Source organism: Corynebacterium sp. CQ3829_602738 (assembly GCF_054478435.1).
Window position 1 is genome coordinate 1300222 of the sequence record NZ_CM137003.1, and the last position, 25604, is coordinate 1325825.

A 25604-nucleotide genomic window follows, 5' to 3' on the forward strand; every position below is an offset into this window, starting at 1 on the left:
TGCGTGAGGCGCGCTAAATGCGCACCCCGAGCAGCCCGTCGAGGGCGGTGGCGATGATCTGGTTGCAGTCGCCGGCCGCGCCGTCGAGAAGCGAAAGTGCCTCCGGGGTGTTCAGATCGTCCGCAAGAATCGCGCGAAGCTTATCGACGACATCCGTCGCCTCCGCCTCGCTCACCTCGCCGGCGAGCTGCTCGCGCCAACGTGCGAGGCGTTCTTCTGCCTCGGCGAGGATCGCGTCGGAGAAGTCCCGGTCCTCGCGGTAGTGGCCCGAAAAGACGGCCAGGCGGATCGCCGACGGGTCGTGGCCCGCCTCCGAGAGCTTGTGCACGAACACGAGGTTGCCCAGGGACTTGGACATCTTCACCCCGTCGAGGGCGATCATGCCGGCGTGGACGTAGTGGCCGGCCATACGCTCGACCTTCAGCGCGGCCTCAGCGTGCGCCGCGGAGAACTCGTGGTGCGGAAACGCCAGGTCAGACCCGCCGCCCTGGATGGCGAAGTGGCTGCCGAGGCGGTTGGTGGCAATTGCGGAGCACTCCACGTGCCAGCCCGGCCGGCCCGGGCCGAACGGCGAGTCCCAGGCGGGCTCGCCCTCACGGTGGCCGCGCCAGATCAGCGCGTCCAGCGGGTCGCGCTTGCCCTCTCGATCCGGGTCGCCGCCGCGCTCTGCGAAGTACTCCTCCATGGTGGCGCGGTCCAGGTTGGACTCGTAGCCGAACTGCTCGGTGGCGTCGATGGAAGCGTAGATGTCGCCCTGGTCGAGCTCGTAGGCGGCGCCAGCGTCGAGAAGCTGCTGCACCATTGCGATCACCTCGTCGACTGACTCCATCGCGCCGATGTAGTCGCGCGGCGGGATCACGGACAGGATCTCCATGTCGCTGCGGAACAAGTTGATCTGGCTGGTGCCGAGTTCGCGCCAGTCCACGCCGTCGCGCTCTGCGCGCTCGAACAGCGGGTCGTCCACGTCGGTGATGTTCTGCACGTAGTGGACCTTGTGGCCGTTGGCGAGCAGCTGGCGCTGCGCCAGGTCGAAGGTGAGGTAGGTCGCGGCGTGGCCGAGGTGGGTGGAGTCGTACGGGGTGATGCCGCAGACGTACATCCCCACCTCCCCGTTCGCATCCGGGGTGGTGTCTACTTCCTTGACGCGCTGATCGGCGGTGTCGAAGAGCTTCAGCGGCACCGGGGTGCCAGCGACTGCGGGTACGGACGGGTCGGGCCATGCATGCATGCGGACAACCCTACAACTAGGCGGCCATCACGCCAGTGCCGAGCAGCGCCATCACGAGAAGGCCCAGCGGAATGCGGTAGGCGGCGAACCACGCGAACGAGTGGTTGGACACGAACTTCAGCAGCCAGGCAATGGAGATGTAGCCGACCACAAACCCGATGCCGGAGCCGACGAGCAGCTGCAGCCCGCTTGCCGCCTGGCCCGCCTGGGGGTCGAAGGCGTCCGGCAGCGAGAACAGCCCGGAGGCAAGTACTGCCGGGATGGCCAGCAGGAAGGAAAAACGGGTGGCAACCTCGCGGTCGAGGTTGAGGAACAAACCGCCGGAGATGGTGCCGCCGGAGCGCGACACACCCGGGATGAGCGCCAGGCACTGCCACAGGCCCATCAGAACCGCGTCTTTCATGGTCAGTTCTTCGAAGCCGCGGGTCTTTTTGCCGCGGCGCTCGGCCAGGATGAACACCAGTGAGAACAGGATCAGCACTGTGGCGGTGATCCAGAGGTTGCGGAAGTTCTCGCGGATTAAGTCCTTGAGCAGCACGCCCGCAAGACCGACCGGGATGGTGCCGGCGATGACCATCCAGCCCATGCGGTAGTCGAAACCGCGCTTGGACTTGTCCGCGAGGCCGGCGAACCAGGCGGTGAGGATGCGCCAGATGTCTTTGGCGAAGTACACCAGCACGGCCAGCTCCGTGCCCAGCTGGATCACAGCGGTGAAGCTGGCGCCGGCGTCTTCGCCCCAAAACAGTTGGGAGACGATGCGCAGGTGGCCCGAGGAAGACACGGGCAGAAACTCGGTGAGGCCCTGGACAATGGACAGGACGATCACCTGAACCCAGGACATTGTGGTGGCGGGATCAGTCATGGCGAAAGACACTACCACGCCTACTTAGCCATCGCGGTGCGCGACGGGCGCGTTGCTAGGCTTTGACCTTGTGAATGCTCGTTTGTTTGCCCCCAGTTCCCGCCTCCGCTTTGCCGCAGTTTCCGGTGCCGTCTCGGCTGCCCTGGCGCTGAGCGCCTGCGGCGCGTCTCCTTCCGCCAAGATCGAGGAAGCCGGCGGTGAGGCGGCTGCGAACATGGGCAGCGCAGAGCCTGTGCAGTCCCCGCAGTCGTCGGACCCGGCGGGCGCGGTGGTGGGCTTCGAGCCAGTGAGCGATGTGGACGTCACGAACGGCCGCATCGGCGTCCGCACGGAAAACGCGCTGACGATCGGCACGCTCGAGGAGATCCAGCAAGGCAAGGCCGCCCGCCACGAGCTGGACCAATCCTGCGGCGAGGCATCCGCCAACGCCGGCACCTTCGCGCTTGCCTGCGCGGGCGAGATCAAGCTCTTCGGCGACCGGGAGGAGACTATCGCCACGGATAAGCCGGTCACGGTGGCCACGGTGGCGTCGACAGGCGAGGTGCTCGCAGGCAGCGACACTGAGCGCAAGGTGTGGGTCTTCGACGGCGGAGAGCTGAAAGACACCATCGACGTCGCACGCGAGACCGATCAGCTCCAAGCGGTGCAGGTGGACGGCCAGCGCGACTCCGTGGTGCGAACCAACCGCTTCGACACCACCATCCAGGACATCGACTGGAACGGCTCGCGCCAAGGCGGCACCCTGCGCGTCGGCCTGGGAGTGGGCAAGGTGCGCGGCGGCGAGCACGGCCTGGTGCTGGCTGCGGATTCCACCGGCAACCAGCTCCACGTCTACACCACCGACGACATCATCCGCCTCCAGCAGTCCGCGCCGGTGCCGGAAGGACCCTGGGATGCCGCGTGGGACCCCGCGCAGCGCCTCGCATGGGTCAGCTCGCTGGCCAGCAACACCGCCACCGGCTACGACATCTCCCAGGGCATTCCGGTGAAGCGCAAGCACTTCGCCACCGTCGCAGATGCCCAGAGCATCATTACGCTTGACGACGGCACCGTGGTCGCCGCCTCCGCATCCGGCGACGGCATCCAGATCGTCTCCCCCGCCGACCAGACCGAGAGCAACTAGGAGATTCACCCGTGACGCTCTACGACCGCGCACTCAAGCTCATGTTCCTGCTGCCGCCGGAGCGCATCCACGGCATCATCAGCGGCGCCCTGCAGACGCTGCACCTGGCCACCCCTGTCAACCGTGTTATGGAAAAGGCCGTGCGCGTGCACGACCCGGTGCTGCGCCAGACCGTTTTCGGCGTGGATTTTCCCGCCCCGCTGGGGTTGGCGGCCGGCTTTGACAAGAACGCCGAGGCGATCGACGCGTGGGGCGCGATCGGTTTCGGTTACGCCGAGATGGGCACCGTGACCCCGAAGTCCCAGCCGGGCAACCCCACTCCCCGCCTGTTCCGCCTGCCGGAGGACAAGGCGATTTTGAACCGGATGGGTTTCAACAACAAGGGCGCGCTCGTGGTCGCCGACAACCTCCGCGCGCGGCGCTCCCGCGACGTGGTGGGCATCAACATCGGCAAGAACAAGACCTCCGAGGATGCCGTGGCGGACTACCGCGCCACCGCGACGCTTCTGGGCCAGCTTGCGGACTACCTGGTGGTCAACGTCTCTTCCCCCAACACGCCGGGTCTGCGCGACCTGCAGGCGGTGGAGGAACTCCGCCCGATCCTGGAAGTGGTGAAGAAATCCACCACCACCCCGGTGCTGGTGAAGATCGCGCCGGATCTTTCCGACGACGACATCGACGCCGTGGCTGACCTCGCCGTCGAGCTGGAATTGGCCGGCATTGTGGCCACCAACACGACCATTTCCCGCTCCGGGCTGAAAACGCCCGCCTCCAGGGTGGAGAAGATGGGCGCGGGCGGCATCAGCGGAGCCCCGTTGGAGAACCGCTCGCTTGAGGTGCTCAAGCGCCTCCACGAGCGAGTCGGCGACAAGCTGGTGCTCGTCAGCGTCGGCGGCATCTCCACGCCCGAGCAGGCGTGGGAGCGCATCACCGCGGGCGCGAGCCTGCTGCAGGGCTACACCCCGTTCATCTACGGCGGGTTGGGCTGGATCCGCGGCATCCACCGCGGGATCGCCGCGCAGATCAAAGCCCACGGCCTGGACTCGATCGAGCAGGCCGTGGGCAGCGGGCTGGAGTGGAAGGCGCTCTAAGCGTGTCCGGCTGCGCTGCGGCGCAGCACCACCGCGCAGAGGCCGGCGGCGAGCGCCCAGCCGATCAGCCAGAACGGCGTGGTGGCCATGAGTTCGGTGTCGGGCGCGATGAAGCCGAGCCCGATGAGCACCACGGCCACGATTAGCGCGCCGACCTGGGTGCGTGAGCCTTCCTGCTTGGTGTTGTAGGTGGCGAAGGCGCCGACGATGGCGACCGCCACGATGATGGAGAGCACCTGCGGGGTGACGGGGAACGCGGCGTCGCCTCGAAGCAGCGCCAGCACGGCGTAGAGCACGAGCACGAGTGCGATGCCCATGAACGCGCCGCCGACGCGGAGTTGCACTGGAACCATTCGGCGAATCTTACTGGTTTTCGTACCAGCCCCAGATGATTGCTCGGCCGAGCGAGTGGAAGTTCAGGTTGAAGCCGAGCTGGGTGGGGTTGGCAATCTCGTCTGCGGGCAGCTCCGTGTCCACCGCGTGGACGGCGAACAGGTAGCGGTGCGGGCCGTGGCCGGCCGGCGGGTTCGCACCGTAGTAGCCCTTAACCCCGCTGTCGCCGGTGAGCACCACCGCGCCGACACCGAGGTCGTCCTTCGCGCCTGCTCCGGCTGGCAGCTCGGTAACGTCCGCGGGGATGTTGAACGCGGACCAGTGCCAGAAACCAGAGGCGGTCGGCGCGTCCGGGTCGAAGCAGGTCACCGCAAAGGTCTTGGTGCCCTCCGGGGCGCCGGACCAGGAAAGCTGCGGGCTGGTGGCGTTGTCGCCGGCAAGCGTGTCGGCGAGGCGCTCGCCGTCGACGATGTCCTCGGACGTGATGTCGAAGGACGGCACGTCCGCCAGCGGGGCGTACGGGTCGGGGCCGGGGAAACGGTCGGAAACATAATTTGCAGTCATGTCCCCATTCCTACCGGAGAGTTAGTGACCGCCGCCACTCCACGCAGCGAACAGTTGCGCGTATCTCCCGTCGGCGGCGACGAGTTCGGTGTGGGTGCCGTCCTCGATGATGCGCCCGGCGTCCATGACCAGGATCCGGTCCGCGGCCGCCGCCTGGTCTAGGCGGTGCGCCACCACCAGTGCCGTGGTGTCTGCGGTGATCCGCGCGGCGGCGTCCTCCAGCGCGTTGGTGGCGTCGCTGCCAGCTTCTGCCGTCGCCTCGTCCAGGATGAGCACCTTCGGGCCTGAGAGCGCCACGCGTGCGAGCGCGAGCTGCTGCTCCACCTCCGGGGGCAGCTCCTCCGCGCCTGCGCCGACGGCGGTGTCCAGCCCCTTCGGGAACAGGCGCGCGAACTGGGTGCCTTCAGGGTCGAGCCCGACACTTGCCAGCGCCCGCAGCAGGTCCGCGTCGGTCGCATCCTGTGCGGCCATCGAGAGGTCCTCGCGCAGGGTGCCGGCGAACAGGTGGACGTCCTGGGTGAGCAGGGTGACGTTCTTGGCGGTCCACGTGTCGCTGACCTGCGAGGTATCTACTGCGCCTACCCGGATGCACCCAGACGTGGGCTCCACCAGCCCCGCAATGAGCGCGGCGAGCGTGGACTTGCCGGCGCCCGAAGTCCCCACCAGTGCGGTAGTTGTTCCCGCCTCGAGCGTGACAGAGAGGTCCTCCAGCACGTTGGCGCCGCCCGGGTAGGCAAACGAGACGTGGTCGACTTCCACGTCCACCGGCTCCGCCAGATCCTCCGGAACGGCCGTAGCTTCACGCCCGTCCGCGAGCTTGGCCAGGCTCACCGCGCGGCCCACTGCGGTGGCCGCGCTCTGCAGCTCGCCGACGAAGAACAGGGCGTTGAACACCGTGACCTCGGCGCGGATGACCATGAACACGGCGGCACTCGCCTGGCCCGGGCTGACGGCACCGGCCGTCGCGAGCCACGCGCCGACGCCAAGCGTGAGCAGCACCCACGCGGCGAAAGCGACCTGGCCGATGCCTGTGAGCCGGATGTCCCAGGGCACACGGTCCATCTCCGCCTCCACCGCGCCCCACGAGGTCCGCCGCATCCGTGCCAACGCCCAGCGCTCCAAGTCGAAGGCGCGCAGCGTGGGCAGGCCCCGGACGGTATCCAGCAGCACCGCGTTGCGACGCGCCTCCGCCACGCTCACCGCGTTGGAGGCATCCGGGATGGCGCGCACCACCGCGCGGGCAAACGGGTAGGTGCATATGCAGATCAGAAGCAGGATCAGGGCGAAGCGGACGTCGATAAGCAAAAGCCCGATGAACGTGATCGGGAAGACGAACACGGTGGTGAGCACGCGCGAGCCGATGTCGGTGATGGTTTGGACGACGTCGTCGATGTCCTTGGTCATGCGTGTGATGACGTTGCCGGTGCCGAGCTCCATCACCCGCGGCACTGGTGCGCGCAGGATCGCGTCGAGGCAGCGGCGGCGCAGGTCGATGGACGCGCGGGCGACTTTCTGGCCCACCACATAATTGCCCAGCGCCCGCAAGAACATCTCGACGAGCATGCAGGCCAACGCCAGGCCAACAGTCCACACAAAGGCGCGGGTGCCGGTGCCCAGTAGCGGCACCTCGCCTCCGGTGAGCGGGTCGACGCTACGGCCGAACAGGTTCGACTGCGTGGTGTAGACAGCGACAATCAGCGCCTGGATGATCAGCAAACCCGCCCACCAGCGCTTGTCCAGAGCGTTGGGTAGCGCAGACAGGTACGCGAAGGTCTCCTTCACGCTCGCGGGGGCGACCGCGTCAGTGCGTTCGTATTCGCGCGCCATTTACGCCACCTCCAATTCGGTTCCAGCGTGCTGCCACGCGGCGTTTCCGGTGATGACCACGGTGGTTTTGTCTGCTCTGAGCGCGGCGACGGCTGCCACGACGTCCGCCTGTGTCACGGAATCGAGGCCAGTGGTCGGGTCGTCCAGGATGAGCACGTCCGAGTCGGCGGCGAGCGCCCTAGCAAGCGCGACGCGCTGCCGCTGCCCGCCGGAGAGATTCAGGCCGGCCTCGCCCAGCGGTGCGTCCGGCAACTCGCCGCCTGCGTCTATGCCGCCGAGCCTGCGGAGGATGTCTTGGCAGTGGGCGGCGGCGAGCGCCTGCTTGACGACGTCCTCCGGCACATCCCCGCGCGGGTTCACGTTGTCTGCGATGGTGCCCTCAAACACGTTGACGGTGTGCGGCGGGAACAGCACGTCTGCGCGCTGCGCCCACGCGGCGGCGGTGGCGTAGGAACGCTCCGCCGGCTCGAGAATCCACAGACCCGCGCCTGGGACCGGGGTGTCTGTCGGCTCAGGCCCCGCCGCGTCATCGCCCGCGTGGTGCAGCTGCTCGATGCGTTGACCGCTCGCCACGGCCCTGCCCCACCCACTTGCCAGGTCGCCGAACGCGAAGCCCGCCATGTCCAACGCAGGCGGCACCAACAGTGCCACAGATGTCAGCTGCCCCGGGGTGATCTCCCCGCGCAGCGTCATCCACGCGCTCAAGCCCACGATGGCAAGGTTGCACAGCCACGCCACGCAGAACCTGGCAAAACCCAGCCAGACCTCCACACGCAGGTGCGTGAGCATCAACCGCTTCGCCTTCGCCGTTTCCGAGTGAAAACGCTCGGCCACGGTTGCGCCCGCGCCGAGGCCTTTGACGGTGCGGATGCCTTGCGACGCATCCGTGGCCAAGCCAGCAACATCCGCCTCCGCAGCGCGGCGCTTCAGCGACACCCGCGTCACCGGCCCCGCGGTCCACGCGGCGAACAGGGCGATAATCAGCGCGCTGGCTGGGATGGCCAGCGAGATCCACGGGGAGACCGACCACATCGCCACCATCGCGCCGGCCGCGTAGCCGATGGCCATCAGCGGAAACGACAGCAGCTCGCGGTATCGACCGACGGTGTTCGCGTCCGCGTCGATGGTGTTGAGCACCGTGCCGGGGCTCATCGCTCCCGCCCCGCGGCGCAGCACGCCCGAGGACAGGTGCTGCTGCGCGTTGTGGGTCACGCGGCGCACCGAGGCTGTGGCCAGGCCGTCGCCGGTGGCCTCGCCGATGAACTGGATGATGAAGATGCCGACCAATACTGCGAAGAGCCACCATGCGTTGAACTTTTCTTCCCCCACCAGGCCGTCCACGATCATGCCCACCACCACCGGCACAAACGCGGAGATGCCGGTGCCGATGAGGTAGCTCAGAATGTGCAGCACTAGCACGCCCGGGTATGCGCCTACCATGTCCCTGACCACACGGTTCCCGCTGCTCCAGCGTGCTGGGTGGAGCCGCGCCGGATCGTCCGCTGGCGGCGCGGGCGGGACGAACCAGCTGTACGTCTTCATTCTGCGCGGCGGTGGCATCATTCTGGAAAATCTAGCAAATATTGGGTTAAGGGTCAAAAAGTGTGTCCGGAATCGCGGATTTTTAGGGATTGACTGTCAGATGCGGGTTTTTGGTACCGGTGTTCCGGAGACCCGGTACTGCTGTGTTCCGGGTAGTTGGTACCGGGGCCGGGCCGACGGAGTTGGCCCGGCTGTTTGTCTTATTCGTCCGGTTCTATTGGGGCGGTGGCCTTGCGCATGTCGAAGTCTCCGATGCGGATTCGGTGGCCGTTGTTGAGGCGGCTAACGAGTGAATCGGCTCCGACTCTGTCGGGGAGGGCTTCGACCCAATAGGCGGCGGCCGATTGGGAGGAGATCAGTGTTGGGAGCCGACCGTCGCGGTCGAATATGATCTTGCTCAGGTCTTCTTGCCCGCGCTGGTTGATGCTCATGGTCATAAAATCGTCGATGATAAGGACATCGACATTGATCAGTTTCCGCATCTTATCGAGGTAGTTTTGGTCAGTCGGTGAGAAGACCGCCAACATGTCTACGAGTTGGTCTAGCCGGTAGTAGGCCACGGAGTATCCGGCTTGGCATGCGGCGACGCCGATGGCGCAGACTATGTATGTTTTCCCTGTTCCGGTCGGTGCGAGGATGTGAATGTTGGTCGGGTTTTCCCGCCAGTTGGTCGCCGCGATTCGTTTCAGTTGGCGCATGTTGATGCCGCGTTGTTCTGCTCGGGTGACTTCAGCAAGGCTCGCGTCCGGGTATCGGAATTGTGCCTGGGTGATGGCTTTGGCGATGTTGCGTTGTTGCCGCTGTGTGTAGGCCTCTTCGACTGCTGCGAGGAAGATGTCCTCTGGTAGCGCATCCGCGTAGGCCTCGTCGTTGACAATCTCGTAGAAGACATCAGCGAAGGTCGATACGCGAAGCTTTCGCATTTTTGCCCGTACTGTTTCGTCATTGATGTTGCTCATGGTTCACGCTCCTTCTAGTTTTCGTAGTGGTCAGCAGGACGGATGAAGACGGCGTCAGCTGCGTCGCTGGTAAGCGGGGCGCTTGGGCGTTGTTGGTTCTTCGTCGCGGGCTGTGTCTTTCGCCCTGGTGCAGCAGGGGGCTGCTGAGCGTGCGCAATGTCAGTCTGGATGCGCTTGATCACAGCCATAGTTGGAGCCAGCTTCTTTTCTAAGACCTGCTGGCACGCCGGCTCGAGGGTGGCTTTGCTGTGCTTTTTGCCCAGGTTGGCCAGCACGTTGCGAGCTTGAAGAAGTCCGCGGGGGACGGCGGCACTATTACGATCGAGGATCATCGCTATGACTGTGTGCGTTGCAGAACCGAACGACGAGGCCCAAGCCAAGAGTTCGTCGCGGGTGAGCGCCTTGTGGCCTTCGTCATCGCTGCTTGGCCCATGGTTGGGATCAGTGGAGTACCGGTATTTGAATCCGTGAAGGCGTGTGTGTTCAGCAACTAGTTGATCACCGTTGAAGATGCTCACCAGTTGCGGGGTGAGCCTGACCGTCACTGCCTCTCCTACCAGCTGAAATGGCACAGAATAGTACTGGTAGTCACAGGTGATGTGCCAATTACGGTCGACTTTGAGCCGCTTGTATGACACTTCCGTAAACGGTGTCGGCGGCAGATCGCGCATCACTGGTGCTTCTTCTTGCTCAAAGCGCATGCGCCGTGTTGTGCCATCAGCCCGTGTCATTGCGCTGTTGATATCGGCAAGCCGGTCAGCGATTGCCTCATTGAGTTCATCGAGATTGTAGAAGACCTCGTCGCTGAAATACCCGAGTATTTTGGTGTAGGCGATTTTCACAGCACGTTCTACTGCCGCTTTGTCGCGTGGCCTGCCAGGTCTTGTCGGCACAATCGTGACCCCGTAGTAGTCGGCAAACGCTGCGTAGCGGTCAGTGACCATCCGGTAGCCTGAATGCTTCCTCGGCCGGTAGGTCGCCGTAGAGGCATTATCCGGCACGATGACCGCCGGTAATTTGCCAAGATAGTTCAACGCTTTGACGTGGCATGCAATCCAAGCCGGCATCTTCTCATTCGCAGCAGCAGTGACGTACATCAGCCCTGAGTACGGGCATACCGCGACAAACAGCGACGCCTTGAATGCGGTATCACCACTGGCCTGATCCACCACCGGCACTTTGTCGCCAGCCCAGTCGACGTAAAGCTCTTGCCCCGGCTCATGGGTGACGACTTCGACAAGATCATGAGCACGGAGAAATTCATTGAGCCCACTGCAAAACTGGGAGTACTGGTACTTTGTCTTGTCCGTCGGACACGGCTGCGACAAGTAGTCCATCCACAGCTTGTGCCTGGTCACGTGCTTTTTGCTTTGGAGCTTGCGTGCAAGGGCTTGAAAATCAGGCTGGTCGTAGGACATCGTCCGCTTACTCCGGCCGTCGCTGAATCGATCATCGAACCATCCCGGTGGGAGTTGGCGGAAACGCTCTGGCGTTAGTGCCTCATCAGCGATGACTTTCTTTGCGCGGGATACTTCTCGTCGTGAACATCCCAATGCGTGTGTGATCTGCGCGTAGCTTGCACCGTCAAGGCACATCGCGATGATCTGTTTGAAGTTAGCCACAAGGACCGGCTCCTTCCAAGTAGATGTTGACGCGACACCACCGGATTGTGGTGTCGCCAACATCAACTATGAAAGAAAACCCCTTGCAGTACCGGGTACGTGGAACACCGGTACCAACTACGCGGACTCGCGGTACCAACTACCCCGAATCGACAGGATTGACCTGTAGGTTTCAGGAAAGTATATGCTTCCGGGGCATATATCTGGGTCTCGAGCGTTCAATCCTCGGTGTGGCAGCGTTGGTGTGCTATGCGCGGCGTGGTGTGGTGTCGCAATGTCAAAGAACCAACCTCGCTGCTACTGCGGCGGTGAAATGAAACGCAACGGCACCACTAGCAAAGGCACCACCAGATGGCGCTGCAAACAATGCGGCGCCTCCAGCGTGAAACGCCGAAGCGACATCACCAACGCGGCGGCGTTCACCGTCTTCATCGACCACCTCACCACCGGTGCCAGCCTCGATACTGTTGCCCGCCGTGTGGGGTGCTCACCGCGCACGATGCAACGTCGATTCGAACCGTTCTGGTTCGTTGATGTGCCTGACCCCACCGCCGGCCACGACAAGCGGGTCTACGACCAAATCTTCCTCGACGGCACCTACACCGCCGGCGGCTGCCTGATCATCGCGGCGACAATCGACCACGTGATCGCCTGGCACTGGTGCAAACACGAAACCACCCGCGACTACCAGCTGCTGCTTGAACGCATCGAAGCCCCACTCATCGCCGTCATCGACGGCGGCCAAGGCGCATACAGCGCAATCAAAAAGTGCTGGCCGACCACGAAAATCCAACGCTGCCTCGTCCACGCCCAACGGGTGGTGCGCCGCTACACCACCAGCAACCCGCGTACGGATGCCGGGCGCACCATCTACCGACTTGCGCTGAAACTGACCCGGATCACCACGCTGGATGAAGCCGCCGCATGGGGTGCGCAGCTGCACGAGTTCTCCACGATCTACCGGTCATGGATGGACGAGAAAACCCTGATCAAGGACCCCAAAACCGGTGCATGGACACGGGTGTGGACACACCACAACGTGCGCAAGGCCTACAACAGCCTCAACCATCTTTGGCGGTCCGAGATGCTGTTTGTCTACCTCAACCCGCCAGCAGGAGTCCTTGCGCCCGAGCGGATCAAATCCACCACCAACAGCCTGGAAGGCGGCATCAACGCCCAGCTCAAACTGCTCGCCAGAACCCACCGCGGCAGATCAGGCGAACGACAACGCCGCATGCTGGATTGGTGGCTCTACTTAAAAACGGAACTGCCTGACGATCCAGTACGAATCGCCAGGCAGTCCAACTGGGGCCAGGGCCAACTCGCCAAAGTATCCACCCTGACCCGAAACGAGAACCAAGCCGACCACGAAACCGGACGACCAGCCCTCTACGACAACGCTATCGACACCGACTACACCCACTCAATCGGCATCCAAAAAGGCCAAATCTAACCCCCACGACACGCCGAGCCAGACACACTTTTTGTCGTTTAACCCCAAATTTTCAGGGTTGTACTGGCGATTTGGCGGTTCCATGGGCCCGCCCTATAGTTATGCGAGTGCCCAGCCGAGAGGCTGAAAATCACCCTAAGCCCGGGTGGCGGAATGGCAGACGCGCTAGCTTGAGGTGCTAGTGTCCTATTAACGGACGTGGGGGTTCAAGTCCCCCTCCGGGCACCATGTGTTGTCTCGAGACATCGTTCCTACGGTGTCTCGAGATTTTTTGTTTCTCATAGTTTCAACCAGACCTCAAGCCAAGCACACCTGCAAAACCCCACGTCGCGCTCGCGCTTGAGGTCTGGTTTCACGCTGAGGTCTGGTTCCTCCAACCGGGCCCACTCATCGTGACACTCGAGTCGTCTCTGCGCCGCGACGCTTCTCGTTTCCGCGGTTGAGCAACACGACGAGCAGGAAAAACGCAGCGGCGAAGGCGATCACCACTGCGACCCAGAGGTACCCGAACAGCGGGGTTTCCCAAAGCAGGTGGGCCAAATGAACCATGAGTCTATGGGGCGCAGCGACCAACACGACGGCGAGCACCACCGCTGCAATGTACGGCCACAGCTTGCTGGAACGCGCGGTGAGATACGCCCAGGACATGGCCAAGAAGGAGACGGCGGGTTCGTAGATTCCGACGACGATGGCGTAACCGGCGGGATCCCCTTTCAGAATTGGGGCGATCCACGGTGTCACGACCGCCACAACGACGAGCACACAAGACGCCGCTGTTCGTGCATCACCGCCAGTTGATGCCCGCGCAGCCGCTATGCACCCAATGGCGAGCGCGCCGCCATAGAACACCAGTGACAGGACCATCGGCCCGTAGGTCACCCCGATTCCTAGGAGTGTCAATGCCAGGGAAAGTAGAAACAGTCCGACTCTCATGAGCCCCCCTCCTCAAGTTGGTTCCAGACTACCGCCCGATGGAAGATAGCGGGGTGAATCGTTTGCGGAAGGCACCCCGGAACCAGATCGCACTCATCGTTGCGGCCGGCGCGTTGTTCATCGCAGCATGGATGCTTCTCGACGTCCCCCCGCTTTCGACCCTGCGCACCTGGTCCGAGCAGACCGGTGCCTGGTTCCCCGTCCTGTTCTGGCTGCTGTACGTGCTGATCACCCAGTTCCCCATCCCCCGGACCCTGATGACGGTCTCTGCCGGCATCCTGTTCGGCACTGCCCGCGGGATCCTCATCGCGCTGACGGCGACGACGGTCAGCGCAGTCATCTCGCTGCTCATCGTGCGCACACTGCTGCGGGAATGGGTGGAGCCGCGCCTGACGCACCCGGCCGTGGAGAGCATCAATCGGCGGCTTGAAGAACGTGGGTGGTTGGCCATTTTGAGCTTGCGCATGATCGCGGCGGTGCCGTTTTCCATCATGAACTACGCTGCGGCACTAACCCGTGTGCCCGTGGCCCCGTTCGCGCTCGCCACGTTGGTGGGTTCCGCCCCGGGCACGATCCTGGTCACGCTGTTCGGCGACACGCTCACCGGCGAGGCAGACCCGGTGTTCGTGGCCATCATGGCGGTGCTCGCCGTCGTCGGCGTGGCGGGGCTGGTGCTGGACGCTCGCATGCCGACCCGCTCGGGACGTGTCGGAGTCAAGCCCCAAGGGTAGACCGGAGTACGCTACGGCCTATGATTGCCGTGCATGCGAGGTACCGGGGCCGCGAGAAGGCCCGCGCCGCCGTGGTGGAGCGCTCCGCTGAGGCGCTCAGTGGCCTGCCCGGTGTTGCAGGCTTCGAGGTGCTCGGGGTGGAAGACATCCGCTCGAAGGTCGAGGACGCCGAAGCTGCGCTGAACCTGATCATGGCGCTGCTTTCGGACGGCAACTGGGCCATCGGGCTCGGCATCAGCGACGGCGAGGGCTCCACGCGCGACGCTTCTGCCACCGCGACGAAAGCTGTCGGAACGAGGGCGGGCCAGGTGCGGGTGATCGTCGATAGGCAACAAGCGACGACTGAGGCCGCGGACATCGCGGCGACCTTCGCGCTGATGGCGCACGTGCTGCACAAGCGCACCTACGAGGGGCGCGAGGCGACATCGCTGGTGCGGCGCGGCATGAACCAAAATGAGGCCGCCGCAACCCTGGGCATCTCCAAACAGGCGATGAGCCAGCGGTTGCAGGCGGCCGGGTGGCCCGCGGAGCAGGCCGGGTGGCAGCTAGCGCTGAATTTGATTACTCGGGCTGCTGGTCAGGGCGAGTAACGGGGCGCGAGACCGGCTCGGACACGTCAGTGTCGCGGCCGAAATCCTGCTCGAAGCCGGTGCGCTCCGGCTCGCCCGCGGTGATCTCGCGGCGGGTGGCGCCGCTGGGTTCCGGCTTGATCGAATCCTGCGCTGACCCCTGTGCCGCATCCTGGGTCGGATCCGGGTCGTCGACGTGCTTGTTGGCCACCGCACGCGCCTCGGCGAGAGCCTTTGCCAGCTCCGGGTCGGTGGAAGTGTCGAACCAGCGGTCGGTGTTGTCCGCCTGGGCCATCTCCCGGTCGCGGTCGTTCGGGGACTCGGACTCGTAGCGGAACACGCCGTCGTCGTCCTTGTTGGCGAAGGCGCGGGCGAACTGCTGCAGGGAGTCGCCGAACTGGGACGGGATCATCCACATCGTCGCCGCGTCGTTGTTCGCGATCTTCGGCAGCTGCTCCAGGTACTGGTACGCCAGCAACTCCGGGGTCACGCCGGAAGACTTGATGGCGGCGTTGACCTTCTGGATCGCGCGGGCCTCACCCTGCGCGGCCAGGTACTTGGCGGCGCGCTCACCCTCGGCGCGCAGCATCATCGCCTGACGCTCCGCCTCAGCCGCGAGGATGGCCGCGTGCTTCTCGCCCTCCGCGGAGAGGATGCGCGCCTGCTTCTCGCCCTCTGCGGTCTTGATGTCGGACTCGCGCTTACCTTCAGCGGTGAGAATCATGGCGCGCTTTTCGCGGTCCGCCTTCATCTGCATCTCCATGGACTGCTGGATGGACGGCGGCGGATCAATCGCCTTCAGCTCCACTCGGCTGATGCGCAGGCCCCACTTGGCGGTGGCCGCGTCCAGCTCGCCGCGCAGGCGACGGTTGATGGTCTCGCGCGAGGTCAGCGTCTCCTCGAGCGTCATGCCGCCGACGACGTCGCGGAGCGTGGCCACAGAAATCTGCTCCACGCCCACGAGGTAGTTGTCGACGCCGTAGATCGCCTTTGCCGGGTCGTTGATCTGGAAGGTGACCACCGTGTCGATCGCCACGGTCAGGTTGTCCTGGGTGATCACGGCCTGCGGCGGGAAGGACACCACGCGCTCACGGGTGTCCACGCGCTGACGCACGCGGTCGATATAGGGCACGAGGAACGTCAGCCCGCCGGATGCGGTGCGGGTGTAGCGGCCGAGTCGCTCAATAACCGCCGCTTCGCCTTGCGGGATCAGCTTGATTGACGCGGTGAGAATTGCCACCACCAGCGCGATGATGACGAAGAATGTGATAAACCCTCCCATTTAGGGCTCCTTCCACACGACAGCGACGGGGCCGTCAATATCGTAAACGGTCACGCGGGATCCCGCCGGGATGGTCTCCGCCGGGTCGAGGCCGCGGGCGGACCACAGGGAGCCGTCGAGACGCACCTGGCCGTTACCGCCCACGATGTCCTCGACGACCTCGGCCGTGCTGCCCACGAGCGCCCGCGGCGAGTCGTCCAACACCAGCGGCTTCTCCATCCGGCGGCGCAGCGGCGGGCGCAGGAAGAACCAGAACAGTGCGGACGAGGCAGCGAACACGGCGACTTCCGCCCACGCAGGCACGCCGCCGAGCGCCACGAGCGCGGTGGTCAGGGCGCCCGCGCCGAGCATGAGCAGCGTCAGCTCGCCCACGGTCAGTTCCAGCAGCGCCAACAGCGCCGCGGCCAAAAACCAAAGCAAAGGTCCCACGTGTTTTACCTTACATCTGTCTAGAGGTCGTGTTTCGACAATTCGGGGTTGGTGACGAAGTCCACCAGCCGCTCAACCGCGCCGATGAGCGTGGAATCGAGGTCGCGGAAGGTGCTCACCGAGGAGGACACGCGGCGCCACCCCTCCTTGGGGTCCGACCATCCGAGACGGCGGCATACGCCCGTCTTCCAGTCCTCGCCGTAGGGCACCTCCGGCCACGCGGGGATGCCCACGCTCGCTGGCTTCACTGCCGCCCAGATGTCGATGTAGGGGTGGCCGGTGACCAGCACGTGCGGTCCGACGTGTTCCACCAGCCGGGATTCCTTCGTGCCTTCAATCAGGTGGTCCGCCAGCACGCCGATGCGACGGCCGGGACCGGGCTGGAACTCGTCGAGTCGCTCCTGCAAATTGTCCAGGCCCTCGAGGTACTCCACCACTACGCCTTCGACGCGCAGGTCGTGGCCCCACACCTGCTCCACAATCGCGGCGTCGTGGATGCCTTCCACCCAAATCCGCGACGGCATGGCCACCTTGGCTTTGACGTTTTCTACCTTGCGCGAGCCCGAGTTAGAGTGCTTCGGCCCCTCGTTGCGCGGTGCGACGTAGCGGGTCAGCGTCACGCGCTGGCCTTCCACCATGAACGCGCCGGGGAGCATCTTGAACAGGCGCTGCGTGCCGTAGCGGTCCTCCAGGCGCACGAAGTCGCCGTCGTAGGTGCGCTCGAACCCGACGACGGCGCCGACAAAATCGTTGCCCACGATCTCCACGATAATGCCGGGTTCCGCCGGCATCTCCGGGTAGCTCGGGCGCTTACTACGCACGTGTCCGCTGAAAATGTCTCCGCTGTACCGGCTATCTCGCATAATGCGTCCGCATTGTATCGGCCCCGTTACACTGGCCCGGATGCACACGCGCGCCGAAGTCTATTCACCCCTGCAAAACACCGCCGTCTGGCTGGCGGCCTGGCTCTACAACGTCGAGTCCGCCGACGACACCGTCGACGCGCTCACGGATCTCGGCGGGCAGCATTCGTACGGAAGCCAGGCTCTCACGCAGCTGCTTCACGACGTCCGCTCCGCCACCGACCTCAATTCGCCCGGCCCCGCCGTACGGTTGGTCCTCTGGGGCCCGGGCCAAGCGCCACGCCTGCGGGCGGGCTCCCCGGCGATGGAAGCGCTGACGCAGGCCGGCGCGCTGGTCGTTCGTGGGGCCGACATGCACCACATCCTGGTGCCGGAGTACTCGGGTAGCGGGGTGAACTGGCGCTGGTTCGAAGACCCGGAGCCCCTCCCGGAGCCGGAGTGGCTCTCACCCGGCGAGGCGGACCAGCTGCTGTCGCGCGCGACCGACCAAGCCGCAGTGCTCATCGAGGCCGCAGGCGGCACCCGCAAGGAGCTGCCCAACCCGCGGCTGGCGGTGGGCACGCTCGCCGACTTCTACGACACCCCGGGGCTACCCGCCGGTGTCACCCCGCGCGCGGCGAAACTCTTTGCCCGCGCGGACCGGGTGGCCGCCACTATCGAAACGGTGACCGACCGCTTGGACGACCACTCATTCGACCCCCAGCTGTTCGCGCTCTGGCGCCACGTGCGTTCCGCCCGCATGGCTGGTGTGGCCGATGCGGCGGTGGACTACCAGCGCGAGTGGGCGCGCTAGCGGCCCGGTCGTTTCACCGGGGCGCAGCAGCCTTCTTTGCACGGCGCGCCGTTGACGGTGCAGCCCTGCACCGAGACCGAAGACAAGGTTTTAGGCTTGACTTGCGCACCGACGGCCTCGGCGACGTCGACGATCATACCGGCGAACGCGGGTTCTAAGCCGACCGTCGGGGTGCGCTCGAGCGTCACGCCCATCTCGTCGCACGCCTGCTTGAGCTCGGTGTCGAGGTCCCAGACCACCTCCATGTGGTCGGTGATAAATCCGATGGGCACGCAGATGAGGTGCTCCATGCCGTCGGCCTTGAGCTCCTGAGCGCGGTCCACCACGTCCGGCTCCAGCCACGGCGTCGCTGGGTTTCCGGAGCGCGACTGCCACACCACTTCAAAGCTGTCTACGCCTGCGTGCTTTGCGACGAGCTCCGCCGCCTCCGCGACCTGCCTAGAGTACAGGTTCTGGTCTGCCGGGCCGCCGGAGTTCTCGTCCGCTGCGGTGGGCACGCTGTGCGCGGTGAAGAGCACGCGGGTGTCGCCGGTCGCCCTCTCCACAGCCGCGCGTAGTCCGGCGGCGACAAGCTCGACGAACGTCGGGTGCCCATAGAACTGCCACAGCTTGGTGTAGGTGATCTCCGGGGTGACCTCGCGGATGCGCTGGATGTCCTCGTCGTACTGGCGGCAGGCGGAGTACCCGCCCCAGGCACTGGTGGCGAAGACGAGGACGTTCCTGTGGCCGTCATCAAGCAACTGCTTCGCAGTGTCCTCGGCGAACGGGTGCCAGTTACGGTTGCCAAAGTAGACGGGGAGTTCGATGCCGCGGCGCGTCAGTTCCGCCTCGATGTTGGCGATGAGCTCGCGGTTTTGTCCGTTGATGGGGCTCACACCGCCGAAGTGGAAGTAGTGCTCACCGACCGCCGCAAGGCGCTCGCGGGGGATGCCGCGGCCGCGCGTGACGTTCTCGAGAAAAGGAATAACCTCGCCCTCCCCTTCGGGGCCGCCGAAGGAAAGGACGAGGAGTGCGTCGTAGTCGTTGAGAGCCATGCCCTCGAGCTTATCCCCCTAGAGCAGGCGCACCGCGTTCGGAGCCATGCCGGACCAACGCACCGGAGCAATGGTGACGTTCTGGCCGGACTGTGGAGCCTCGATCATGGTGCCGTCGCCGAGGTAGATGGCCACGTGCTGGTTGCCGCCCGGGCCCCAGAACAGCAGGTCGCCGCGCTGGGCCTCGCTGGCCGGGATCTGGGTGCCGCGCTGGTACTGATACCCGGTGTAGTGCGGCAGCGCCACGCCAGCGGCCGCGAAGGCGTACAGCACCAGCCCCGAGCAGTCGAAGCCGGAGACGGAACCGCCGTTTACTCCCGTGGTCGGGCCGTTGGCGTCGCCGCCGCCCCACACGTACGGGGTGCCAATCTGGGACTGCGCACGCGCGATCACAGCCTCCACCTGGGAAGAGTTCGACACCGCGGCGACAGACTTCTGTGCCTTGGTGGAAACGTCAGCAGCGGTCTCCACCTCGGGCAGCACAGTGGACAGGGAATCCGCAGAGTCCGCAGTTTCCGTGGTGTCGGAAGTCTGCTCGACCGTGCCCAGCGCACCGTTCAGCCCATCCGCGAAGGCGGTGACCAGCTCGACGGCATCCGTGTTGGAGCTGTCGAAGGAGCCGTGGTTGGCCGCCACGCCGCCGACCATCGCGATGCCGGCCGCGACGGCGCCGACCTTGGCGATCGTGTCGCTGTCCAGCGCCGGCAGGCCGGCCTGGGAAGACAGCGCGGCGATGTCGCTTGCAGAGGAGGTCTGCGCAACAGTGCGCACCGCGTCCACCACGACCTCGCGGCTGGGCTCCGGGGCCTCCGGGGCGTCGTTGGACACGCGCTTGCGCACCAGGTCCACGACCTCTTCGGGCACCTCGTAGGTGGTGTCGCCCTTGGACACGGTCAAGGTGGCCGCGTACGGGTCGGCAGCGATGGCGTTGTCGGGGGCAGCTTCAGCAGCCTCGGCCGACGCAGCATTATCTGCAGACGGGGTTTCTGCGGCTTCAGCCTGCGCCGGGCGCTGCTGCTCCAGGTCCTTCTGCGCGCTATCGAGCTGGGACTGGGCGGCGTCGCGCTCAGCGACGGAGGCTTCGAGCGCGGCGCGGTTTGCGTCGAGAAGCTCGCGCGCGTTTGCCTCGGCCTGCTTCGCCTCGGCCTCGGAAGCGTCGGCGAGCTCGCTCGCCTCGCGCAGCGTGGCCTCCTCATTCGCCGCCTCGGCACGCGCCTGCTCCGCCTCGGCGAGCTTGGCGCGCTTCTCCTCCGAGCGCTGGCGCAGGAAGAACGAGCGGTCGAGCACGTCGCGCTGCGTGTCCTTGCCGCTGACGGCGACGAGCGCGTCACCCGGGCTCGCGCCGCGGTACTGCGAACGGCTCAGCTCGTCGAGCTCGGCGCGTAGGACGTCGACACGCTCCTGGGCTTCGTCGAGACGTCGCTTCGCCTCGTCCTTGCCGCGGCGGGCCTGCTCGGCCTTGACCTGCGCATCGTGCAGGTCCACCAGGGACTGGTTGACGGACTCCTGCAGGCCGCCGAGGTCGAGGTTGAGCGAGTCCACGTTAGCTTGCGCACGGGACACAGCGGTCACGAGTTCGCCCATTGCAGAGGTGGAACTCTGACCGGTGGCGGCCGGGCTGACTAGGCCCGCCGCCAAAGAAACAGTTGCGGCACACGCGGCGGCACCGAGCACATTTCGCGCACGACCAAACCGGGTGCCCCTTTGTGGATTAGCCACGAAGGTGCTCCTCACACCGCCCGTCGCGCACACTTCAGCGGCACTCGGGCGATCAAGAAAACCCGAGGCTTCAAAGCGCAGGCGAAAACCGTGACTAGCGGTCCCACGAGCGGTCTAGATGTTGACTACTGACGCGGCAGCGCGAATCGCAGCTGGCACAGCTCTGACCTGGAACCTGGTACTCGGCGTGCTTCCCCACATGCCCGAACCTTCGCGGGCGCTTGACTAGAGCGCCCTAACGGTGCCATTGCGTTGCGTGTGACAGCCATCGACCCGCGAGCCGATACGGGAACCATACGTCAAGGCAACAAACTTGTATCCCTTTTGTTACAAACAATCTCGCGAGTCAAGGCTATTCACATGATTCACACCCGCCTCACCAGCACAAACCTGGGCGCGAGAGCGTTACGTGACGTTTGTCACACTGCCTGGATCACGCTCGTAAAAGTTGACCAAACTGATGAAAACGTGGAATCTGACCTGCGGGTTTCCGGGGTGCGCGTCAACTTTTGCGAGCGAGCGCGTCAAGGCAGCAAGCTTGTCGACGACTACCCGCGGCGGGCGGAGAACGCAGCCGCCGCAGCTACCGCGGCAAGGACGACGAGCACGGCCGCGACCACCAGCGGCCAGTTCAACGAGAACCCGTTGGCAGCGTCGGCGAAGGCGTGGACGCCGGCGACGTAATCCGGTTCGGCGACCATCGCCCGCTCACCGCGCTCCACCTGAGCGCGGTTCAAGGAGTCGCTCACCCCGACAGCGACCTGCGGGGTGCGCACCAGCACTGTGTCGAGACCGGTTTCGGCGGCGGCGTCCTGCGCCAAGTCGCGAAGGTCCGCGATCACCGGCGGGGTCTGCTCGAGCACGATCATGCCCGCGGTGTCGAGACTGGCGTCGGCGAGAGCGGCTTGCAGTGCCGGACCCAGTTCCGCGTTGACCGGATTGTCGGTGCCGAAGGCCACCGGGGACGAGGCGAGCTGGGAGACGAGATCTTCCAGCGCTGCTTTAGTCTGCATGGGCCTTGCTCCTCGGGTTTCCGGGCGATCTATACGGTCGGTTTTGCAGTGTAACGGTGGTGGCCGGAGGTGCGTCGATAAGCGCAATGCGAAAACATAACGGGCGTACTGTTAATATGGGCGCGGAACTATGGAAGGTCGCATAAACTGGTGGCTTGACCATAGGGTCGCTAACCCCTGATTAGATACGACGAGAATTGGAGCTCACCGTGGCAGAAAGCAAGAACTCGTTCGGTGCCAAGAAGACGCTCGAGGTCGGCGGAAAGTCCTACGACTACTTCGCGCTCGACGCTGTCGAAGGCATGGAGAAACTCCCCTACTCCCTCAAGGTGCTGGGCGAGAACCTCCTGCGCACCGAGGACGGCAAGAACGTCACCGAGGACCACATCAAGGCAATCGCGAACTGGGACCCCTCGGCGGAGCCGAGCGTGGAAATCCAGTTCACCCCGGCCCGCGTCCTCATGCAGGACTTCACCGGCGTGCCGTGCGTGGTCGACCTTGCAACCATGCGTGAGGCCGTGAGCACCCTCGGCGGCAACCCGGACCAGGTCAACCCGCTGAACCCGGCCGAGATGGTCATCGACCACTCCGTGATCATCGAAGCATTCGGCTCCGAGAACGCCATCGACAAGAACGTCGAGATCGAGTACCAGCGCAACGAGGAGCGCTACCAGTTCCTGCGCTGGGGCGCAGAGAACTTCTCCAACTTCCGCGTCGTCCCGCCGGGAACCGGCATTGTCCACCAGGTCAACATCGAGTACCTCTCCCGCGTCGTCTTCGACAACGAGGGCCTGGCGTACCCGGACACCTGCATCGGCACCGACTCCCACACCACCATGGAAAACGGCCTGGGCATCCTGGGCTGGGGCGTCGGCGGCATCGAGGCTGAGGCCGCAATGCTCGGCCAGCCGGTCTCCATGCTCATCCCGCGCGTTGTGGGCTTCAAGCTCACCGGCGAGATCCCGACCGGCGTGACCGCAACCGACGTCGTGCTCACCATCACCGAGATGCTGCGCGAGCACGGCGTGGTGCAGAAGTTCGTCGAGTTCTACGGCAACGGCGTCAAGGAAATCCCGCTGGCAAACCGCGCCACCATCGGCAACATGTCCCCGGAGTTCGGCTCCACCTGCGCGATCTTCCCGATCGACGAGGAGACCATCAACTACCTGCACCTGACCGGCCGCTCCCAGGAGGACATCGACCGCGTCGAGGCATACGCCAAGGCACAGGGCATGTGGCTGGAGCAGGACGCAGAGGAGGCCGAGTACTCCGAGTACCTCGAGCTGGACCTGTCCACCGTCGTCCCGTCCATCGCCGGCCCGAAGCGCCCGCAGGACCGCATCCTGCTGTCCGAGTCCAAGGACACCTTCCGCAAGCAGCTGCCGGACTACAACACCGCGGGCGAGGGCACTGAAGAGCCGGTTCGCGCCGAGAAGGTCGACGCCGTCTCCTACAACGAGTCCTGGGCCGCCAACGGCGAGTCCGCCGCTGAGGGCGCAGAGGGCCGCGCTTCCAAGCCGGTCATCGTCGAGTCCCCGAAGGGCGGCGAGTACACCCTGGACCACGGCTTCGTGGCCATCGCTGCCGTGACCTCCTGCACCAACACCTCCAACCCGTCCGTCATGGTCGGCGCCGCCCTGCTGGCACGCAAGGCCGCCGAGAAGGGCCTGAAGGCCAAGCCGTGGGTCAAGACCATCATGGCTCCGGGCTCCCAGGTCGTGGACGGCTACTACGAGCGCGCTGACCTGTGGAAGGACCTGGAGGCCGTCGGCTTCTACCTCTCCGGCTTCGGCTGCGCATCCTGCATCGGCAACTCCGGCCCGCTGCCGGCCGAGGTTTCCGACGCCGTCAACGAGTTCGACCTCACCGCAACCGCCGTGCTGTCCGGCAACCGCAACTTCGAGGGCCGCATCTCCCCGGACGTGAAGATGAACTACCTCGCGTCCCCGCTGCTGGTCATCGCATACGCCATCGCCGGCACCATGGACTTCGACTTCGAGACCCAGCCGCTGGGCCAGGACGCCGACGGCAACGACGTCTTCCTCAAGGACGTCTGGCCGTCCACCGAGGAGATCGAAGAGACCATCGCAGGCACCATCTCCCGCGAGATGTACGAGGCCGACTACGCCGACGTGTTCAAGGGCGACGAGCAGTGGCAGGGTCTGGACATCCCGACCGGCAAGACCTTCGACTGGAACGAGGACTCCACCTACATCCGCAAGGCGCCGTACTTCGACGGCATGCCGGAGGAGCCGGAGGCAGTCCAGGACATCGAGGGCGCACGCGTGCTGGCAAAGCTGGGCGACTCGGTGACCACCGACCACATCTCGCCGGCTTCCTCCATCAAGCCGGGCACCCCGGCCGCGAACTACCTGGACGCCAACGGTGTCGAGCGCAAGGACTACAACTCCTTCGGCTCCCGCCGCGGCAACCACGAGGTCATGGTCCGCGGCACCTTCGCCAACATCCGCCTGCGCAACCAGCTGGTGGACGAGCAGGGCGGCTACACCCGCGACTTCACCCAGGAGGGTGCACCGCAGGCCTACATCTACGACGCCGCGATGAACTACGCCGAGAAGAACATCCCGCTGGTGGTCATCGCCGGCAAGGAGTACGGCACCGGTTCCTCCCGCGACTGGGCTGCGAAGGGCACCAACCTGCTGGGCGTGAAGGCCGTCATCGCCGAGTCCTTCGAGCGCATCCACCGCTCGAACCTCATCGGCATGGGCGTGCTGCCGCTGCAGTTCCCGGAGGGCCAGTCCCACGAGTCCCTCGGCCTGGACGGCACCGAGACCTTCACCCTGACCGGCATCACCGAGTTCAACAACGGTGAGATCCCGGCGACGGTCCACGTCAAGGCTGAGAAGGACGGCGCCGACGCCGTCGAGTTCGACGCAGTGGTCCGCGTGGATACGCCGGGTGAGGCGGAGTACTTCCGCCACGGCGGCATCCTGCAGTACGTGCTGCGTCAGATGGTCAAGAGCTAACAGGCTTTCGGCCGTCGTTTCAGGGGCCCCGCACGCCGCGGGGCCCCTTCCCCATTTTTCTGACCCCTACCTGGAGCCCGAAGGAGCCCCCTCATGCCGATTGTCAGCGACAAAGAGCTGCAGCGCCGCCGCGGCGAGATCATCGACGCCGCCCGCGTCTGCTTCGCACACTACGGCTACGAGGGGGCCACCGTGGCCCGCCTGGAAGAGGCCACCGGCAAGACCCGGGGCGCGATCTTCCACCACTTCGGCGACAAGGAAACACTGTTTCTCGCCATCGCCGAGGCGGACGCAGAAAGGCAGGCCCAGGTGGTCAGCGAGCGCGGTTTGGTGGAGGTCATGCGCGGCATGCTCGTGGACCGCAGCTCCAACGACTGGTTCACCACCCGCGCCGAGATCCTGCGCAAGCTGCGCACCGACCCCGAGTTCGAGGCGCGCTGGCGCGAGCACCAGGAGGTGCTGGACCACGCGGTCCGCGAGCGCTTGGAGTCCAACAAGCAAATGCGTGACGACGTCCCCGTGGCCGTCGTGCAGACCTACCTGGAGACAGTGCTCGAGGGCTTCATCACCAAACTCGCCTCCGGCGAGCCCGTGGAGCGGCTCGAGGAAATGCTCGACGTGGTAGAGCAGTCAGTCCGCGGGTAATT

Annotated in this window: 23 protein-coding genes and 1 tRNA gene; 9 read left to right on the top strand and 15 right to left on the bottom strand. The window is 65.2% G+C overall.

The window, feature by feature from the left end:
- Positions 1-13: 13 nt before the first annotated feature.
- Positions 14-1228 carry a cysteine--1-D-myo-inosityl 2-amino-2-deoxy-alpha-D-glucopyranoside ligase gene (gene mshC / locus ACX1NL_RS06295; protein ID WP_131771927.1) on the bottom strand — a complete coding sequence of 405 codons (1215 nt, stop codon included), beginning with the start codon at positions 1226-1228 and terminating at the stop codon, positions 14-16.
- A gap of 16 nt (positions 1229-1244) precedes the next feature.
- Positions 1245-2090 carry an undecaprenyl-diphosphate phosphatase gene (locus ACX1NL_RS06300; RefSeq protein WP_131771940.1) on the bottom strand — a complete coding sequence of 282 codons (846 nt, stop codon included), beginning with the start codon at positions 2088-2090 and terminating at the stop codon, positions 1245-1247.
- 70 nt (positions 2091-2160) lie between these two features.
- Between ACX1NL_RS06300 and ACX1NL_RS06305 the strand changes: the two genes are divergently transcribed.
- Both ACX1NL_RS06305 and ACX1NL_RS06310 read left to right on the top strand, forming a co-directional pair.
- Positions 2161-3213, top strand: a complete 1053-nt coding sequence (locus ACX1NL_RS06305; RefSeq protein ID WP_448230253.1) for a YncE family protein — start codon at positions 2161-2163, stop codon at positions 3211-3213.
- Positions 3214-3254: 41 nt separating this feature from the next.
- Positions 3255-4304, top strand: coding sequence for a quinone-dependent dihydroorotate dehydrogenase (locus tag ACX1NL_RS06310; RefSeq protein ID WP_458898912.1), 1050 nt, complete (start codon positions 3255-3257; stop codon positions 4302-4304).
- Here ACX1NL_RS06310 and ACX1NL_RS06315 read toward each other — a convergent pair.
- The 6 genes from ACX1NL_RS06315 to istA all read right to left on the bottom strand — a co-directional run bounded on the left by ACX1NL_RS06315 (position 4301) and on the right by istA (position 11151).
- Positions 4301-4657 (bottom strand): hypothetical protein, encoded by a 357-nt coding sequence (locus tag ACX1NL_RS06315; RefSeq protein WP_005390939.1) that lies wholly within the window; start codon positions 4655-4657, stop codon positions 4301-4303. The two genes, ACX1NL_RS06310 and ACX1NL_RS06315, sit on opposite strands and share 4 nt — an antisense overlap.
- 10 nt (positions 4658-4667) lie before the next feature.
- Complete coding sequence (locus ACX1NL_RS06320) at positions 4668-5201, bottom strand: YbhB/YbcL family Raf kinase inhibitor-like protein (RefSeq protein WP_070432493.1); 534 nt, start codon at positions 5199-5201, stop codon at positions 4668-4670.
- Positions 5202-5222: 21 nt separating this feature from the next.
- Positions 5223-7028 (bottom strand): ABC transporter ATP-binding protein, encoded by a 1806-nt coding sequence (locus ACX1NL_RS06325; RefSeq protein WP_458897661.1) that lies wholly within the window; start codon positions 7026-7028, stop codon positions 5223-5225.
- The gene (gene tetA, locus ACX1NL_RS06330; protein ID WP_347876200.1) at positions 7029-8591 is read right to left on the bottom strand and encodes a tetracycline efflux ABC transporter TetAB subunit A; all 1563 of its coding nucleotides are present in this window, start codon (positions 8589-8591) and stop codon (positions 7029-7031) included. It lies immediately after the preceding gene.
- A 179-nt stretch (positions 8592-8770) separates the two neighbouring features.
- Positions 8771-9529, bottom strand: a complete 759-nt coding sequence (locus ACX1NL_RS06335; RefSeq protein ID WP_092100363.1) for an ATP-binding protein — start codon at positions 9527-9529, stop codon at positions 8771-8773.
- A 14-nt stretch (positions 9530-9543) separates the two neighbouring features.
- Positions 9544-11151 carry an IS21 family transposase gene (gene istA, locus ACX1NL_RS06340; RefSeq protein ID WP_458897662.1) on the bottom strand — a complete coding sequence of 536 codons (1608 nt, stop codon included), beginning with the start codon at positions 11149-11151 and terminating at the stop codon, positions 9544-9546.
- 274 nt (positions 11152-11425) lie between these two features.
- Here istA and ACX1NL_RS06345 point away from each other — a divergent pair, with 274 nt between their 5' ends.
- Together ACX1NL_RS06345 and ACX1NL_RS06350 are read left to right on the top strand one after the other, a co-directional pair.
- Positions 11426-12604: an IS1249 family transposase gene (locus tag ACX1NL_RS06345; protein ID WP_286362881.1), complete on the top strand. Its 1179-nt coding sequence runs from the start codon at positions 11426-11428 to the stop codon at positions 12602-12604.
- 139 nt (positions 12605-12743) lie between these two features.
- Positions 12744-12832 (top strand) — tRNA-Leu (locus tag ACX1NL_RS06350).
- A gap of 159 nt (positions 12833-12991) precedes the next feature.
- Here the strand turns inward: ACX1NL_RS06350 and ACX1NL_RS06355 are convergent.
- Positions 12992-13537, bottom strand: a complete 546-nt coding sequence (locus ACX1NL_RS06355) for a hypothetical protein (RefSeq protein ID WP_458897663.1) — start codon at positions 13535-13537, stop codon at positions 12992-12994.
- Positions 13538-13575: 38 nt separating this feature from the next.
- Between ACX1NL_RS06355 and ACX1NL_RS06360 the strand changes: the two genes are divergently transcribed.
- Both ACX1NL_RS06360 and ACX1NL_RS06365 read left to right on the top strand, forming a co-directional pair.
- Positions 13576-14268, top strand: coding sequence for a TVP38/TMEM64 family protein (locus tag ACX1NL_RS06360; RefSeq protein WP_370642057.1), 693 nt, complete (start codon positions 13576-13578; stop codon positions 14266-14268).
- Between the two features lie 20 nt (positions 14269-14288).
- Positions 14289-14858: a MarR family transcriptional regulator gene (locus ACX1NL_RS06365; protein ID WP_181888440.1), complete on the top strand. Its 570-nt coding sequence runs from the start codon at positions 14289-14291 to the stop codon at positions 14856-14858.
- On the opposite strand, the gene ACX1NL_RS06370 is transcribed toward ACX1NL_RS06365, so the two are convergent.
- Genes ACX1NL_RS06370 through ACX1NL_RS06380 form a run of 3 tightly spaced genes read right to left on the bottom strand, consistent with a single transcriptional unit; the run spans position 14830 to position 17411 of the window.
- Positions 14830-16119, bottom strand: coding sequence for an SPFH domain-containing protein (locus tag ACX1NL_RS06370; RefSeq protein ID WP_458897664.1), 1290 nt, complete (start codon positions 16117-16119; stop codon positions 14830-14832). The genes ACX1NL_RS06365 and ACX1NL_RS06370 overlap by 29 nt on opposite strands.
- Positions 16120-16548 carry an NfeD family protein gene (locus tag ACX1NL_RS06375; protein ID WP_239355778.1) on the bottom strand — a complete coding sequence of 143 codons (429 nt, stop codon included), beginning with the start codon at positions 16546-16548 and terminating at the stop codon, positions 16120-16122.
- 20 nt (positions 16549-16568) lie between these two features.
- Positions 16569-17411: a DUF3097 domain-containing protein gene (locus ACX1NL_RS06380; protein ID WP_448230248.1), complete on the bottom strand. Its 843-nt coding sequence runs from the start codon at positions 17409-17411 to the stop codon at positions 16569-16571.
- 40 nt (positions 17412-17451) lie between these two features.
- Between ACX1NL_RS06380 and ACX1NL_RS06385 the strand changes: the two genes are divergently transcribed.
- The gene (locus tag ACX1NL_RS06385) at positions 17452-18204 is read left to right on the top strand and encodes a hypothetical protein (protein ID WP_458897665.1); all 753 of its coding nucleotides are present in this window, start codon (positions 17452-17454) and stop codon (positions 18202-18204) included.
- On the opposite strand, the gene ACX1NL_RS06390 is transcribed toward ACX1NL_RS06385, so the two are convergent.
- The 3 genes from ACX1NL_RS06390 to ACX1NL_RS06400 form a co-directional block, all read right to left on the bottom strand.
- On the bottom strand, positions 18201-19238 hold the full coding sequence (locus ACX1NL_RS06390; RefSeq protein ID WP_458897666.1) for a ferrochelatase: 1038 nt from the start codon (positions 19236-19238) through the stop codon (positions 18201-18203). The two genes, ACX1NL_RS06385 and ACX1NL_RS06390, sit on opposite strands and share 4 nt — an antisense overlap.
- 18 nt (positions 19239-19256) lie before the next feature.
- Positions 19257-20957 carry a DIP1281 family NlpC/P60 protein gene (locus ACX1NL_RS06395; protein ID WP_458897667.1) on the bottom strand — a complete coding sequence of 567 codons (1701 nt, stop codon included), beginning with the start codon at positions 20955-20957 and terminating at the stop codon, positions 19257-19259.
- Positions 20958-21505: 548 nt separating this feature from the next.
- A complete protein-coding gene (locus ACX1NL_RS06400; protein WP_458897668.1) occupies positions 21506-21970 on the bottom strand; it encodes an Rv1476 family membrane protein in 465 nt (154 codons plus the stop codon).
- A 209-nt stretch (positions 21971-22179) separates the two neighbouring features.
- Between ACX1NL_RS06400 and acnA the strand changes: the two genes are divergently transcribed.
- Both acnA and ACX1NL_RS06410 read left to right on the top strand, forming a co-directional pair.
- Positions 22180-24957 carry an aconitate hydratase AcnA gene (acnA, locus tag ACX1NL_RS06405; protein ID WP_458897669.1) on the top strand — a complete coding sequence of 926 codons (2778 nt, stop codon included), beginning with the start codon at positions 22180-22182 and terminating at the stop codon, positions 24955-24957.
- 93 nt (positions 24958-25050) lie between these two features.
- Positions 25051-25602, top strand: a complete 552-nt coding sequence (locus ACX1NL_RS06410; protein WP_070845324.1) for a TetR/AcrR family transcriptional regulator — start codon at positions 25051-25053, stop codon at positions 25600-25602.
- The last annotated feature ends 2 nt before the right edge of the window (positions 25603-25604 follow it).

Bases quoted from the DNA above. Each gene is read 5' to 3' on its own strand.
- mshC (WP_131771927.1), bottom strand. From the start codon at position 1,228: ATGCATGCATGGCCCGACCCGTCCGTACCCGCAGTCGCTGGCACCCCG.
- ACX1NL_RS06300 (WP_131771940.1), bottom strand. From the start codon at position 2,090: ATGACTGATCCCGCCACCACAATGTCCTGGGTTCAGGTGATCGTCCTG.
- ACX1NL_RS06310 (WP_458898912.1), top strand. From the start codon at position 3,255: ATGTTCCTGCTGCCGCCGGAGCGCATCCACGGCATCATCAGCGGCGCC.
- ACX1NL_RS06315 (WP_005390939.1), bottom strand. From the start codon at position 4,657: ATGGTTCCAGTGCAACTCCGCGTCGGCGGCGCGTTCATGGGCATCGCA.
- ACX1NL_RS06320 (WP_070432493.1), bottom strand. From the start codon at position 5,201: ATGACTGCAAATTATGTTTCCGACCGTTTCCCCGGCCCCGACCCGTAC.
- ACX1NL_RS06325 (WP_458897661.1), bottom strand. From the start codon at position 7,028: ATGGCGCGCGAATACGAACGCACTGACGCGGTCGCCCCCGCGAGCGTG.
- tetA (WP_347876200.1), bottom strand. From the start codon at position 8,591: ATGATGCCACCGCCGCGCAGAATGAAGACGTACAGCTGGTTCGTCCCG.
- ACX1NL_RS06335 (WP_092100363.1), bottom strand. From the start codon at position 9,529: ATGAGCAACATCAATGACGAAACAGTACGGGCAAAAATGCGAAAGCTT.
- ACX1NL_RS06345 (WP_286362881.1), top strand. From the start codon at position 11,426: ATGTCAAAGAACCAACCTCGCTGCTACTGCGGCGGTGAAATGAAACGC.
- ACX1NL_RS06355 (WP_458897663.1), bottom strand. From the start codon at position 13,537: ATGAGAGTCGGACTGTTTCTACTTTCCCTGGCATTGACACTCCTAGGA.
- ACX1NL_RS06360 (WP_370642057.1), top strand. From the start codon at position 13,576: ATGGAAGATAGCGGGGTGAATCGTTTGCGGAAGGCACCCCGGAACCAG.
- ACX1NL_RS06365 (WP_181888440.1), top strand. From the start codon at position 14,289: ATGATTGCCGTGCATGCGAGGTACCGGGGCCGCGAGAAGGCCCGCGCC.
- ACX1NL_RS06370 (WP_458897664.1), bottom strand. From the start codon at position 16,119: ATGGGAGGGTTTATCACATTCTTCGTCATCATCGCGCTGGTGGTGGCA.
- ACX1NL_RS06380 (WP_448230248.1), bottom strand. From the start codon at position 17,411: ATGCGAGATAGCCGGTACAGCGGAGACATTTTCAGCGGACACGTGCGT.
- ACX1NL_RS06385 (WP_458897665.1), top strand. From the start codon at position 17,452: ATGCACACGCGCGCCGAAGTCTATTCACCCCTGCAAAACACCGCCGTC.
- ACX1NL_RS06390 (WP_458897666.1), bottom strand. From the start codon at position 19,238: ATGGCTCTCAACGACTACGACGCACTCCTCGTCCTTTCCTTCGGCGGC.
- ACX1NL_RS06400 (WP_458897668.1), bottom strand. From the start codon at position 21,970: ATGCAGACTAAAGCAGCGCTGGAAGATCTCGTCTCCCAGCTCGCCTCG.
- ACX1NL_RS06410 (WP_070845324.1), top strand. From the start codon at position 25,051: ATGCCGATTGTCAGCGACAAAGAGCTGCAGCGCCGCCGCGGCGAGATC.